Origin of the sequence: Mycolicibacterium chlorophenolicum (genome assembly GCF_001044235.1) — a bacterium.
GTDB classification, from domain to species: Bacteria; Actinomycetota; Actinomycetes; order Mycobacteriales; family Mycobacteriaceae; genus Mycobacterium; species Mycobacterium chlorophenolicum.
The window spans coordinates 67,971-82,529 of sequence record NZ_JYNL01000010.1 but is presented as its reverse complement, the minus strand read 5'-3'; the positions used below and the strand labels follow the sequence as shown (position 1 = coordinate 82,529).

The 14,559-nt window shown below is 72.0% G+C and carries 4 protein-coding genes and 4 pseudogenes; all 8 read left to right on the top strand.

All coding sequences use genetic code 11. The features are described 5' to 3' along the window. The first annotated feature begins 250 nt into the window (after positions 1 to 250). The gene (locus tag MCHLDSM_RS05825; protein WP_048469294.1) at positions 251 to 2,026 is read left to right on the top strand and encodes an AMP-binding protein; all 1,776 of its coding nucleotides are present in this window, start codon (positions 251 to 253) and stop codon (positions 2,024 to 2,026) included. Next, positions 2,023 to 4,033: pseudogene (locus MCHLDSM_RS39075) on the top strand (type I polyketide synthase); the annotation flags it as partial. The gene MCHLDSM_RS05825 and the pseudogene MCHLDSM_RS39075, both read left to right, overlap by 4 nt. Position 4,034: 1 nt before the next feature. Further along, a pseudogene (locus MCHLDSM_RS40670) lies at positions 4,035 to 4,290 on the top strand (acyltransferase domain-containing protein); the annotation flags it as partial. A gap of 1 nt (position 4,291) precedes the next feature. Next, positions 4,292 to 7,694 (top strand): acyltransferase domain-containing protein (locus MCHLDSM_RS39065; RefSeq protein ID WP_234713893.1); only part of this gene is annotated, 3,403 nt, incomplete at its 5' end. A gap of 105 nt (positions 7,695 to 7,799) precedes the next feature. Next, the gene (locus tag MCHLDSM_RS05815) at positions 7,800 to 9,545 is read left to right on the top strand and encodes an AMP-binding protein (RefSeq protein WP_048469293.1); all 1,746 of its coding nucleotides are present in this window, start codon (positions 7,800 to 7,802) and stop codon (positions 9,543 to 9,545) included. Further along, positions 9,546 to 11,551 (top strand): annotated as a pseudogene (locus MCHLDSM_RS05810) (type I polyketide synthase); the annotation flags it as partial. A gap of 1 nt (position 11,552) precedes the next feature. Next, positions 11,553 to 11,834 (top strand): annotated as a pseudogene (locus tag MCHLDSM_RS38420) (acyltransferase domain-containing protein); the annotation flags it as partial. Between the two features lies 1 nt (position 11,835). Beyond that, positions 11,836 to 14,557 (top strand): type I polyketide synthase (locus MCHLDSM_RS05805; RefSeq protein WP_131722606.1); only part of this gene is annotated, 2,722 nt, incomplete at its 5' end. Positions 14,558 to 14,559: the final 2 nt, after the last annotated feature.

Sequence of the window (14,559 nt, the reverse complement as noted above, 5' to 3'; positions counted from 1 at the left end):
AACTTCGGGCCCGTCGGAGGGAATAAATTGCACACCCGCGTTTGCTCCTTGCGAGCGAAATTTTCGCTGGTCGCGCCGCTTTCCTCTGGCAAGCAATTCGTGGTCTAATCCTTGGTCGGATTGCACGACATGGAAGACGGGTCGGTGTTAGCCTTCGGGCGAGCGGGGGTTGCGCGGCCACGAGCTGCGATTCGGTTTGCCACACGGCAATGGGGCCGGGACGCAGAACTATTGATGAAAGGACGTCGCCATGCCTTTGCTTGAGTCGACCATTCCCGGCATCCTCGCCGAGCGGGCTCGTCAGCAGCCCGATGATGTGGCGTACACCTTCATCGACTTCGACATCGACCCGGCCGGATACGCCGAGTCGCTGACCTGGTCCCAGGTCCACCACCGCGTTCAGGTCGTCGCCGAGGAACTGCTGCGGCACGGCTCCAAGGGCGATCGCGCCGCGATCCTGGCGCCCCAGGGCCTCGAGTACATCATCGCGTTCTACGGCGCCATGGCCGCCGGCTTCATCGCCGTGCCGCTGCCCGTGCCCGCCATGGGCCAGCTCGACGAGCGGGTCAACGGCGCGCTGCGCGATTGCCAGCCGGTCGCGGTGCTCACCACGTCGGCCGTCGTGCACGACATCATGACGTACGTCGGCACCCTGCCCGGCGGCAATCCGCCCGCCGTGATCGAGGTCGACGCGCTGGACTTCGACTCGCCGCGCACCGTGGAGCTGAACGTCGGTCCTCTGCCCAAGACTGCGTACCTGCAGTACACCTCGGGATCCACGCGCGCGCCGGCCGGCGTGATCATGACGCACCGCAACGTGATCGCCAACGTCAAGCAGGTGTTCGACGACTACATGGAGCACCGCAACGGCATCCCGCCGGAGGACATCACGTTGGTGTCGTGGCTGCCCTTCTACCACGACATGGGCCTGATCCAGGGTGTCTTCGCGTCGCTGCTCACGCCGTCGGAGAACGGCGGTCTGCACGGCCGCCCGGCGATGCTGATGAGCCCCGTCGCGTTCCTGCAGAAGCCGGCGCGCTGGATCCAGCAGCTGGCGACCCACACGCACGCCTGGTCGGCCGCGCCGAACTTCGCGTTCGAGTTGTCGGTCCGCCGTACCAGCGACGCCGATCTGGAAGGCATGGACCTCGGCGACGTCCTGGGCATCATCAGCGGCAGCGAGCGCATCCACTCGGCGACGATCCGGCGCTTCAACGAGCGGTTCGCGAAGTTCAACATGCCGGCCACCACGGTGCGTCCGTCCTACGGCCTGGCCGAGGCCACGCTGTACGTCATCTCCGCCCCGATGGGCCACACGCCGTCCACCGTCCGGTTCGACTACGAGAAGCTCGCGGCCGGTCACGCCGAGCGCTGCGGCACCGAGGCGGGCACCGAGCTGGTCACCTACGGCGCCCCGCGGTCCTCGACCGTGCGCATCGTCGATCCGGAGACCCGCACCGAGAACCCCGACGGCAAGGTCGGCGAGATCTGGGTGCACGGCGACCAGGTCGCGATGGGCTACTGGCGCAACCCGCAGCAGACCGAGCGCACCTTCGGCGGCGAGATGGTCAACCCGTCGGAGGGCACCCCGGTCGGTCCGTGGCTGCGCACCGGCGACCTCGGCGTGATGAGCGAGGGCGAGATGTTCATCATCGGCCGCATCAAGGACATGCTGATCGTCGACGGACGCAACCACTACCCGGACGACATCGAGGCCACCATCCAGGAGATCACCGGCGGTCGTGTCGCCGCGATCTCGGTGCTCGACGACACCAGCGAGCAGCTCGTCGCGGTCGTCGAGATGAAGAAGAAGGGCAGCTCCGAGGCCGAGGCCATGGACAAGCTGCGCGCGGTCAAACGTGAGGTGGCCTCGGCCATCAAGAAGACCCACAGCGTGCGGGTCGCCGATCTGGTGCTCGTCGCGCCCGGGTCGATCCCGATCACCACCAGCGGCAAGATTCGGCGCTCGGCCTGCGTGGATCGTTATCGCCAGGACGAGTTCAGCCGGTTGGACATCACTACATGACCTCTGCTTTCGACGAGGACGCCCTGCGGAACTGGTTGGTCGACTATCTGGTCACCAACATCGGGTGCAGCCCCGACGAGATCGATTTCGACGCACCGCTCAACGACCTCGCCGTCGGTTCGAGCGATGCCGTCGTGCTCACCGGTGAGCTCTCCGAGCTGCTGGGCCGCACCGTCTCGCCGGTGGAGTTCTGGCAGTACCCCACGATCAACGCGCTCGCCAAGTTCCTGACCGGCGGGGAGGTCGAACCGGTCGTCGAGGCCGCCGCCGCGACCGTCGGCGCCGAGTACGTGGCCGGCAACGAGCCGATCGCGGTGATCGGCCTGGGCTGCCGCTTCCCGGGCGGCACCGACCTCGACGGCAACATCGAGGGGCCGGACGCCTACTGGCAGTTCCTCACCGAGGGCCGTTCCGCGGTCCGCGAGGTTCCGGCCGACCGGTGGGAGACCTTCGCGGTGGACTCGCCCGAGGCCGCCGCGGCGCTCGCCGGGACCACCCGGTGGGGATCGTTCCTGCGCGACGTCGACTCCTTCGACGCGGAGTTCTTCGAGATCTCGCCCAGCGAGGCCGACAAGATGGACCCGCAGCAGCGACTGCTGCTGGAGGTCACCCAGGAGGCGCTCGAGCACGCCGGCATCCAGGCGCACAGCCTGCGGCACTCCCAGACCGGGGTGTTCGCCGCGGCGTGCCTGGGGGAGTACGGCTACCTGTCGACCGTCGACCTCGGCGACGTGGACTCCTGGTCGGGCACCGGCGGTGCGCTGTCGATCATCGCCAACCGGGTGTCGTACTACTTCGATCTGCGCGGCCCGTCGATGACCATCGACACCGCCTGCTCGTCCTCGCTGGTGACGATCCATCTGGCCTGCCAGAGCCTGCGCGCGGGCGATTCGAACCTCGCGCTGGCCGCGGGGGTGAACCTGCTGCTGTCGCCGGCGGTGACCCGCAGCTTCGACCAGCTCGAGGCGATGTCGAAGACGGGGCAGTGCCATTCGTTCGACGCCGCCGCCGACGGGTTCGTCCGCGGCGAGGGGTGCGGCGTGGCGGTGCTCAAGCGGCTCTCCGACGCCCAACGCGACGGTGACCGGATCCTCGCGGTGATCCGCGGTTCGGCGGTCAACCAGGACGGCCGCTCCAACGGCCTGATGGCCCCGAATCCGGCCGCCCAGATGGCGGTGCTGCGCTCGGCGTACACCGCCGCGGGCGTCGAGCCCCGCGAGGTGGACTACGTCGAGGCGCACGGCACCGGCACGCTGCTCGGCGATCCGATCGAGGCCCGCGCGCTGGGCACGGTGCTGGGCAAGGGCCGACCCGCCGAGCGCCCGCTGCTGCTGGGCGCGGTCAAGTCCAACCTCGGGCACCTCGAGGCCGCGGCCGGTATCGCCGGATTCGCCAAGGCCGTGCTCGCCCTGCAGCACAACGCGATCCCGGCCAACCTCGGATACCAGAAGCCCAACCCGCACATCCCGTTCGACAACCTGCGCCTCAAAGTCGTGGACGCACCGACCGAGTGGGCGCCCGCGGGCCGGCCGCGTCGCGCCGGCATCTCGTCGTTCGGCTTCGGCGGCACCAACGCCCACGTCGTCATCGAGGAAGCGCCCGTCGCCGCGCCGCAGCCCGCCGAGGCTGCCCAGCCCGCGGTCACGACGCTGGTGGTGTCGGGCCGCACGCCCGAGCGCATCGCGTCGCAGGCGGCGATGCTCGCGGAGTGGATGGCCGGCCCCGGCGCCGAGGCCACGCTCAGCGAGATCGCGCACACGCTCAACCACCACCGCTCCCAGCACGCCAAGTTCGCCACGGTGGCGGCCCGCGACCGCGAGCAGGCCATCGCCGGGCTGCGGGCGCTCGCGGCCCAGCAGGCCGCACCCGGGGTGGTCGGCCCCCACGTCGGCGCCTGCAAGCGCGGCACGGTGTTCGTGTTCTCCGGGCAGGGTTCGCAGTGGGCGGGCATGGGCCGGCAGCTGCTGGCCGACGAGCCCGCGTTCGCCGCGGCGGTGGCCGAGATCGNCGGTGTTCGTGTTCTCCGGGCAGGGTTCGCAGTGGGCGGGCATGGGCCGGCAGCTGCTGGCCGACGAGCCCGCGTTCGCCGCGGCGGTGGCCGAGATCGAGCCGGTGTTCGTCGAACAGGTCGGCTTCTCGCTGCACGACATCCTCGCCGAGGGCCGCCCGGTCAGCGGCGACGCCGAGGTGCAACCCGTGCTGATGGGCCTGCAGCTGGCCCTGACCGAGCTGTGGCGCTCCTACGGTGTGCACCCCGACGCGGTNCCCGGTCAGCGGCGACGCCGAGGTGCAACCCGTGCTGATGGGCCTGCAGCTGGCCCTGACCGAGCTGTGGCGCTCCTACGGTGTGCACCCCGACGCGGTGATCGGCCACTCCATGGGCGAGGTCACCGCCGCCGTCGTGGCCGGCGCGCTCAGCCTGGCCGACGGCCTCAAGGTCATCGCCCACCGCTCACGCATCATGTCCAGGCTGGCCGGGCAGGGCGCCGTCGGGCTCGTGGAGCTGGCGCCCGACGCGGCCGAGGCGTTCGTCGCCGACTATCCCAGCGTCGAGGTCGCGGGCTACGTGTCGCCGCGCCAGACCGTGGTCGCCGGCCTGCCCGACGAGGTCGACGCCGTCATCGCCGCGGTCGGCGCGCAGGACCGCTTCGCGCGCCGGGTCAACATGGAGGTCGCCTCCCACACCGCGCTGATGGACCCGGTGCTGGACGACCTGCGCGCGGCGTTCGCCGGGATCACCCCGCGCACGCCGACGATCCCGTTCCTGTCCACGGTCGTCGATGCCGAGGAGCCGGTGCTGGACGCCGACTACTGGGTGGCCAACGTGCGGCAGCCGGTCAGGTTCAGCCAGGCCGTCGCGGCGGCGGCGCAGGAGATCGGCACGTTCATCGAGGTCAGCGCCAACCCGATCCTGACCTACGCGGTCGCGGACACGCTGGGTACCGGCCACCACCACAGCCTCGGCACGCTGGTCAAGGACGGCGACGACACGCTGTCGTTCCACACCACGCTCAACGCGACGCACACCACCTACGCCCCGGAGACCGTCCACCCGGAGCACCAGGGCGGGCCGCTGCTCGACCTGCCCGCCACGCCGTGGCACCGCACCCACCACTGGGCGATCCGCAAACCGGTGTCCTCCGGCGCGTCCGCCCCGCGGCCGGGCACCGTGCTGGGCGCGCACACCCCGGTGGCGGGCCCGCAGCCCGGCCATCTGTGGCAGGCCCGGCTCAGCCCGCAGGCCAAGCCGTACCCGCACGCCCACCGCTTCGCCGGGGTGGAGATCGTGCCGCTGTCGGTGCTGCTGCAGACGCTCGCTCTGGCCGCGGCGCACGCCGGGGCCACGGCGGTCGCCGACGTGCGCTTCGCGTTCCCGATCGCCGTCGACGCGCCCCGCGTCGTGCAGGTGTACGCCGACGCCGACACCGTGACCATCTCGTCGGCCACCGGCGAGGAGACCGAGGACCGGCACTGGGTGCGGCATGTCACCGCGCGCATCAGCCGCGACGCGGTCGGCCCCGCCGCACCGGCCGCGGCCGACGCGTCGGGATACGACCCCGCCGCGCTGGCGGAACTGCACACCGCGTGGGGCATCGACGGGCTGGCCTATCCCTGGACCGTGGAGTCGCACACCGGGGGTCGCGGGGAGTCGCGCACCGAGGTGACGTTCGCCGACGCTCCCGACGCACCGCTGGCCGCGGTGCTCGACGCGGCGGTCAACCTGGGCCGTCTGGTCGACGCGTCGAGCCCCGGGCTGATGGTGCCCTCCTCGGCCGACGTCGTTATCTTCGCGGCCACGCAGCCGACGGCACGAGGGACGATCGTGACCCGCAGCCGCGGCCGCGACGACGACGCGCTCGTCGTCGACGTCTCGGTCACCGCCGAGGACGGCAGCCCGGTCGCCGAGCTGCGCGGACTGCGGTACACGCCGGTCGAGGCGGGCGACGCTGCCGAGCCCGACGCCGCACCCCAGCGCATCGCGCACCGGCTGGACTGGCAGCCCTGGACCGCCGAGGCCGCGGACTCCGCGCTCGGCACGGTCGCTGTCGTCGGCACCGGCGAGGTCGCCACCGGGCTGCGCGCGCTGGTCGACGCCGCGGAGGTGGCCGACGCCCGGCACGTGGTCTACGTGGCCGAGCCGGACGCCTCGGCGCAATCCGACCAGGAGACCGCGGTCCGCCTCACCACCGAGGTGTCCGAGCTCGTCGGCACGCTCGCCGACCGGGGCCCGCGCGAACCGGCGACGCTGTGGATCCTCACCCGCGGGGTCTACGAGGCGGTGTCGGACGCGGCGTTGAGCCAGAGCTGCCTGTGGGGCGTGGCCGGCGTGGTCGGTGCCGAGCAGCCGCAGCTGTGGGGCGGTCTGGTGGACCTGCCCGAGAACGCCGACCCGGAGCTGTCCGCACTGGTCGACGTGCTGTCGACGCCGGTCAAATCTGTGGCGGTATGGCGCGACGGACAGCTGCGCACCTCGACGTTGGCCGAGATCGGCGAGGAGCCGGTGCGTGAGACGCTGCGCTGCCGGCCCGATGCGGCCTACCTGATCACCGGTGGGCTGGGCGTGCTCGGCCTGCTGACGGCCGACTGGCTCGCCGACCGCGGCGCGCGGCGCCTCGTGCTGGCCGGCCGCACCGCGCTGCCGCCCCGACGTGACTGGGACGCCGCCTCGGACCCGGACGTCCGGGCCCGGATCGCCGCGATCCGCGCGCTGGAGCTGCGCGGCGTCAGCGTCGACACGGTGGCGGTGGACATCGCCGACCGCGACGCGGTCGCCGCCGTCCTGGACCGGCGCGACGCCGACGGCGCACCCCCGATCCGCGGCGTCATCCACGCGGCGGGCATGACCGAGGCGCAGCTGCTCACCGAGATCGAGGCCGACCGCGTGCACCGCACGGTGTGGCCGAAGATCGCCGGGGCACGGGTGCTCGACGCACTGTTCCCGCCCGGCAGCCTGGACTTCCTGTACCTCGCCGCGTCGGCCGGCGCGGTGTTCGGCATCCCCGGTCAGGGCGCCTACGCGGCGGGCAACGCCTACCTCGACGCGCTCGCGCGGTCGCGGCACGCCCGCGGCGACAACACCGTCAGCCTGGACTGGGTGGCCTGGCGCGGTCTGGGCTTCGGCGGCGAAGCCCAGGTCGTCGAGGCCGAACTCGAGCGGGTCGGCTCACGGCCGGTCGGGGCGAGCGAGGCGTTCGCCGCGTGGGACCACGTCACCCGATTCGACGTCGACCAGGTGGTGATGGCCCCGATGCAGTCCGCCGAGGACGCCGCGGCCGTCGCCTCCGACGCGCACCGGCCCGCGGCGCCGACGCGCAACTGGTCGGCGATGAGCGCCGACGAGCTACTCGCCGAACTGCGCACCGGGCTGCGCGGCATCCTCGCGACCGAGCTGCGGCTGCCCGAGGACGACATCGCCACCGATCGGCCGTTCGCCGAGATGGGCCTGAACTCGGTGATGGCGATGTCGATCCGGCGCGAGATCGAACGCCTGGTCGGGCTGGAGTTGTCGGCGACGATGCTGTTCAACCACCCGACGGTCGACTCGTTCGCGACCTACCTCGCTCAGCAGCTGGTACCCGACATGGACGTCGGCGGCGACGACGAGGGGGCCGACGACGAGGGGGACAGCCTGCTGGACTCGCTGTTCGACAGCGTCGAATCGAACTGAGCCGGCCGGGGGATCGATGCGACGAACCACCCAGGATTTCTCGGATCGACCCGACGCGCGAGACGATGTCGGGAGTTATGTCGGGAGTTTCAGAGAGGAACACTGATGCCAGCACTGACGGCGCCCACCGTGACGACCATTCCCGCGCTCCTGGCTGACCGTGTCCGGCAGCAGCCCGAGGACACCGCGTACACGTTCGTCGACTACGAGTCGGATCCGGGCGGCATCGCCGACAGCCTGACGTGGGCGGAGTTCCACCACCGCGTCAAGGTCGTCGCCGCGCAGCTGGCCAAGATCGGCTCACCGGGGGACCGCGCCGTGGTGCTCGCCCCGCAGGGGCTCGAATACATCATCGGGTTCTTCGGCGCGATCGAGGCCGGCTTCATCGCCGTACCGCTGACCATGCCGCAGCTGCGCCAGCACGACGAACGCGTCACCGGCGCGATGAAGGACTCCCAGCCCGTCGCGGTGCTGACCACCTCGGCCGTCGTCGACGACATCCGCCGCTACGGCCAGGCCGACCCCCGCCAGCGGCCCCCGAAGTTCATCGAGGTCGACACGCTGGACTTCGACTCACCGCTGCGCCCCGCCGCCCCGGTGTCGCTGCCCAAGACCGCGTATCTGCAGTACACGTCGGGTTCGACCCGGCTGCCCGCCGGCGTCGTCGTCACCCACAAGAACGTGCTCGTCAACGTCCCCGAGCTGCTCACCGACTACTACGAGAGCCACCCCGACGGCCGCGCGCCGCAGGACACCACCGTGGTGTCCTGGCTGCCCTTCTACCACGACATGGGGCTGATCGTCGGCGTGTTCATCCCGATCCTGCTCGGCTGCCCCGCGGTGCTGATGAGCCCGATCGCGTTCATGCAGAAGCCGTCCCGCTGGATGCAGCTGCTGGGGTCGAACCCGGGTGCGTTCACCGCGGCGCCGAACTTCGCGTTCGAGCTGGCCGTCAAGCGCACCAGCGACGAGGACATGGCCGGCAAGGATCTGAGCGGGGTGGCCGTGATGATCAACGGCGCCGAGCGGGTGCACGGCACGACGGTGCGCCGCTTCAACGAGCGCTTCGCGGCGTTCGGCCTGCCGGACTCGGCGATGCGCCCGTCTTACGGGCTGGCCGAGGCGACGGTGTACGTGGTGGCGTCCGCGGGCGGGCGGCCGCCGACGTCGGTGCGGTTCGACTACGAGAAGCTCGCTGCGGGGCACGCGGAGCGCTGCGATGACGAGAGTGGTACCGAGCAGATCGGGCTGGGCCGGCCGCGCACCACGACGGTACGGGTGGTCGATCCGGAGACCCTCACCGAGAACCCGGCGGGCAAGATCGGCGAGGTGTGGCTGCACGGCGAGCACGTCGCCGGCGGCTACTACCAGAACCCCGAGCTGACGCAGAAGCACTTCGCGGGCCAGCTCGCCGAGCCGACCGCGGGCACGCCCAAGGGCCCGTGGCTGCGCACCGGCGACCTCGGGGTGCTGTTCGACGACGAGCTCTACCTCGTCGGCCGGATCAAGGACCTGCTGATCGTCGACGGGCGCAATCACTACCCGGACGACATCGAGGGCACGGTGGCCGAGTTCACCGGCGGCCGGGTGGCCGCGATCTCGGTGGACGACGACGCCAGCGAGCGGCTGGTGGTGATCGCCGAGCTGAAGAAGCAGGTCGATCCGGCGGAGCTGGAGGCGGTCACCCAGCAGGTCACCTCGGCGGTGTCGATGACGCACAGCGTGCGGCTGTCGGACTTCGCGCTGGTACCCCCGGGCTCGCTGCCGCTGACGACCAGCGGCAAGGTGCGCCGCGCGATGAGCAAGGACCTGTACCTCGAGGGTGCCTTCACCCGGTTGGACGCCACTTAGATGACCTCAGCTTTCGACGAGGCTGCTGTTCGTCGCTGGCTCACCGACTATCTGGTCACGAACAACGGTTGCAGTCCTGAGCAGATCGCTCGAGGGGCGTCGATGCACGACCTCGGCGTGGGCTCGCGCGACGCCGTGGTGCTGACCGGGGTGCTGTCGGAGTACCTGGGTCGCCCGGTGTCGCCGGTCGACTTCTGGCAGTACCCGACGGTCGACGCGCTGGCCCGGTTCCTGACCGGCGGCGAGGTCGAGCCCGTCGACACTCCGGTCGGCGCGGCCGCGGGCCGGTCGGGCTCGGCCGACGAGCCCGTCGCGGTCGTCGGGCTGGGGTTGCGGCTGCCCGGCGGCGCGGATCTCGACGGCAACATCGAGGGCCCGGACGCGTTCTGGGACTTTCTGACCGAGGGCCGTTCGTCGGTGGTCGAGGTGCCCGCCGACCGGTGGGCCCCATTCGACGACGGCACCGCCGAGGGTGCGGCGGCGCTGGCGGGCACCACCCGCTGGGGTTCCTACCTGCGCGACATCGACGCGTTCGACGCCGAGTACTTCGAGGTGATCCCGCGCGAGGCGATGCGGATGGATCCGCAGCAGCGGCTGCTGCTCGAGGTGGTGCACGAGGCGCTGGAGAGCGCCGGCATCCCCGCCGACACGCTCGCCGAGACACGCACCGGCGTGTTCGCCGGCGCCAGCGCGGGGGATTACGCCCAGCTGGGCGCGTCGGATCTCAGCCAGGTGGACGCCTGGTACGGCACCGGCGGCTCGATCAGCATCATCGCCAACCGGGTGTCCTACTTCTTCGACTTCCGCGGGCCGTCGGTGACCATCGACACCGCATGCTCGTCGTCTCTGGTGGCGATCCATCTGGCCTGCCAGAGCCTGCGCACCGGCGATTCCGACGTGGCGCTGGCCGCGGGGGTGAACCTGCTGCTGTCCCCGGCCGGCACGCGCAGCCTGGATCAGGCCGACGCGATGTCGAAGACGGGGCAGTGCCACGCCTTCGACGCCGCCGCCGACGGGTTCGTCCGCGGCGAGGGCTGCGGCGTGGCGGTCCTCAAGCGGCTCTCCGACGCCCAGCGCGACGGCGACCGGATCCTCGCGGTGATCCGGGGTTCGGCGGTCAACCAGGACGGTCGCTCCAACGGCCTGATGGCGCCCAACCCGTCGGCGCAGATGGCGGTGCTGCGGGCCGCCTATGCGACGGCCGGCGTGGACCCCCGCGAGGTGGACTACGTCGAGGCGCACGGCACCGGCACGCTGCTGGGCGATCCGATCGAGGCCCGCGCGCTGGGCACGGTGCTGGGCAAGGGCCGGCCCGCGGAGCGTCCGCTGCTGCTGGGTGCGGTCAAGTCCAACCTCGGGCACCTTGAGGCGGCGGCCGGTATCGCCGGGTTCGCCAAGGCCGTGCTGGCGTTGCAGCACAACACGATCCCCGCCAACCGCGGATACGAGAACCCCAATCCGCACATCCCGTTCGACAAGCTGCGGCTGCGCGTCGTCGACGAGCACACCGAGTGGGCGCCGGCCGGGCGGCCGCGCCGCGCCGGCATCTCGTCGTTCGGCTTCGGCGGCACCAACGCCCACGTCGTCATCGAGCAGCCGCCGGTGGCCGTCCCCGCCGACAACCCGGCCGAGCCGGCCGTGACGACGCTGGTGGTGTCGGGCCGCACGCCCGAGCGCGTCGCGTCGCAGGCCGCGATGCTCGCGGAGTGGATGGCCGGCCCCGGCGCCGAGGCCACGCTCAGCGATGTCGCGCACACGCTGAACCACCACCGGTCCCAGCACGGCACGTTCGGCACGGTCGTCGCCCGCGACCGGGCCCACGCCGTCGAGGGCCTGCAGGCGCTGGCCGCCGGGCGGTCGGCGCCCGGAGTCGTGCCCGCGGGCGCGGTCGCGCCGAAACCGGGGACCGTCTTCGTGTTCTCCGGGCAGGGTTCGCAGTGGGCGGGCATGGGCCGGCAGCTGCTGGCCGACGAGCCCGCGTTCGCCGCGGCGGTGGCCGAGATCGGNCGCCCACTGCGAACCCTGCCCGGGGACCGTCTTCGTGTTCTCCGGGCAGGGTTCGCAGTGGGCGGGCATGGGCCGGCAGCTGCTGGCCGACGAGCCCGCGTTCGCCGCGGCGGTGGCCGAGATCGGGCCGGTGTTCGTCGAACAGGTCGGCTTCTCGCTGCACGACATCCTCGCCGAGGGCCGGCCGGTCAGCGGCGACGCCGAGGTGCAACCCGTGCTGATGGGCCTGCAGCTGGCCCTGACCGAGCTGTGGCGCTCCTACGGTGTGCACCCCGACGCGGTNGCCGGTCAGCGGCGACGCCGAGGTGCAACCCGTGCTGATGGGCCTGCAGCTGGCCCTGACCGAGCTGTGGCGCTCCTACGGTGTGCACCCCGACGCGGTGATCGGCCATTCGATGGGCGAGGTCACCGCCGCCGTGGCGGCCGGCGCCCTGAGCCTGGCCGACGGCCTGAAGGTGATCGCCCACCGCTCACGCATCATGTCCCGGCTGGCCGGGCAGGGCGCCGTGGCGCTGCTGGCGCTCGACGAGCACGCCGCCGCCGCCCAGATCGCCGGTCACCCGAGTGTGGAGATCGCCGGGTACCTGTCGCCGCGCCAGACCGTGGTCGCCGGCCTGCCCGACGAGGTGGACGCCGTCATCGCCGCGGTGACCGCGCAGAACGCGTTCGCCCGCCGGGTGAACATGGTGGTCGCCTCGCACACCGCGCTGATGGACCCGGTGCTGCCCGACATCCGCGCGGCGCTGGCCGACATCGACGCCGGCGCTCCGACGGTGAGGTTCCTGTCCACGGTCACCGACCCCGCCGAGACGCCGACGCTGGACGCCGACTACTGGGTGGCCAACGTGCGCCGGCCGGTGCAGTTCAGCCGTGCCGTCACCGCCGCGGCCGCCGATCACGGCACCTTCATCGAGATCAGCCCGCACGCCACGCTGGGGCAGCCGATCGCCGCCACGCTGGCCGAGCAGACCGACGTCCACTCACTCGGCACGCTCTCCCGCGACGCCGACGACACCGTCACGTTCCACACCAACCTCAACGCCACGCACACCACCCGCGCGCCGCAGACCCCGCACCACGGCGAGCCGCACGTGGTGCTGCCCGCCACGCCGTGGCACCGCACCCGGCACTGGGTCGACGTCCGGCCGGCGCGCCGCGTCGCCGAGGATCGTCCCGCCACGGTTCCCGCCGACACCACGGTGCCGGCCGAGTGGTTCTGCGCGTTGACCTGGCCGGTGAAACCCCTTGCCGAACAGCAGGATTCGGCCCCGTCGCACGGCGCATGGCTGGTCGTCGGCGACGCCCGGATCGGCGAGGCGATGGCCCGCCTGCTCGGCGGCCCGGTGAGCACGCTGGCGGCAGGCGACGACGGCCTGGCCGATGCGGTGGCCGCCGCCACCCACGTCCTCTACGCCCCACAGGAGCGCGACGGCGACGAGCTGGGCTACGAACTGTTCGAGGCCGGCCGCGCGATCGCCTCGGCGGCCGCGGCGAGCCCGGCGCGCCCGGCGCTGTACCTGGTGACCCGCAACGCCCAGCCCGTCAGCGAGGGCGACCGGGCCAACCCGGCCCAGGCGGTGCTGTGGGGGCTGGGCCGCACGCTGGCCCTCGAGCATCCCGAGATCTGGGGCGGCCTCGTCGACGTCGACGCGTCGGTCCCGGCGCCGGTGACCGCGCGCTGGGTGCTGGCCGAGGCTCACGCCGGGGACGGCGAGGACCAGGTCGTGTACCGGGCGGGTACGCGCCGGGTGGCCCGGCTGGTACACCAGCCGCCCACGGCCGCCGGCACCGCCGTGCTGGACCCGAACCGGGCGCACCTGGTCATCGGCGCCACCGGCAACATCGGGCCCCGGCTGATCGAGCAGCTCGCCGCGATGGGGGCGAAAACCGTGGTGGCCGTCTCCCGGAACCCCGGCGGCCGGCTCGACGAGCTGACCGCACGGCTGGCGACGACGGGCACCACGGTCGTCACCGCGGCCGCCGACGCCTCCGACGAGACGGCGCTGCGCGCACTGTTCGACCGGTTCGGCACCGACCTGCCGCCGCTGGGCGGGATCTACCTCGCCGCGATGAGCGGGGGACCGGTGACGCTGGCGGAGATGACGCACGACGACGTCGTCGCGATGTTTCGCTCCAAGATGGACGCCGCCGCGCTGCTGCACACGCTGTCGCTGGGACACCCGGTCGAGCAGTTCGTGCTGTTCTCGTCGATCTCCGGTGTGCTCGGCTCCCGCTGGCTGGCCCACTACGCGGCGACGACGACGTTCCTGGACACGTTCGCGTTCGCCCGGCGCGCGGCCGGCCTGCCGGCCACCGCGATCAACTGGGGTCTGTGGAAGTCGCTCGCCGACGTGCAGGAGGGCTTCGAGAAGCAGGCGACGGCCGAGTCGGGCCTGGAGCCGATGGACGACGACACCGCGATCGAGGCGCTGCGCCTGTTCGTCGGGCCCGTGGCGCCGGCGCGCGCCACCGTGGTCGCCGCGGACTGGCCCCGGCTGGCCGCCGCATACCACACCCGCGCCCAGTTGCACATCCTCGACGACCTGCTCGCCGAGGACGCGGGCACGCAGGCCGCGTTGACCGGGGACACCCCATTCCGGGGTGAGCTGCGTGCCGCCGACCCGGAGCGACGCAGAGATTTGCTGGCCGACCATGTCGGTGCCCAGGTCGCCGCGGCGATGGGGCTGGCCTCGGCGCACACGCTGGATCCGACCGTCGGGTTCTTCCAGTTCGGCATGGATTCGCTGATGAGCGTAACGTTGCAACGTTCTCTGAGCGAAAGCCTTGGGGAGGTCCTGCCTGCCTCGGTGGTGTTCGACTATCCGACCATCGAGGCGCTCACCGATTATCTGGCGTCGGTCCTGCCTGAGATAATCGAGACCGCCGGTCACGACGACGAGGTCGCGGCGGGCGAGGGCGGTGACGGCTCCGACGAGGCCGCAGACGCCTACGACGACCTGGCCGAGGACGAACTGCTTGCCAGACTTTCGGAAAGATTGAGTTGACT

Coding starts and splice junctions, on each gene's coding strand:
- MCHLDSM_RS05815 (WP_048469293.1), top strand. CDS start 7,800: ATGCCAGCACTGACGGCGCCCACCGTGACGACCATTCCCGCGCTCCTG.
- MCHLDSM_RS05825 (WP_048469294.1), top strand. CDS start 251: ATGCCTTTGCTTGAGTCGACCATTCCCGGCATCCTCGCCGAGCGGGCT.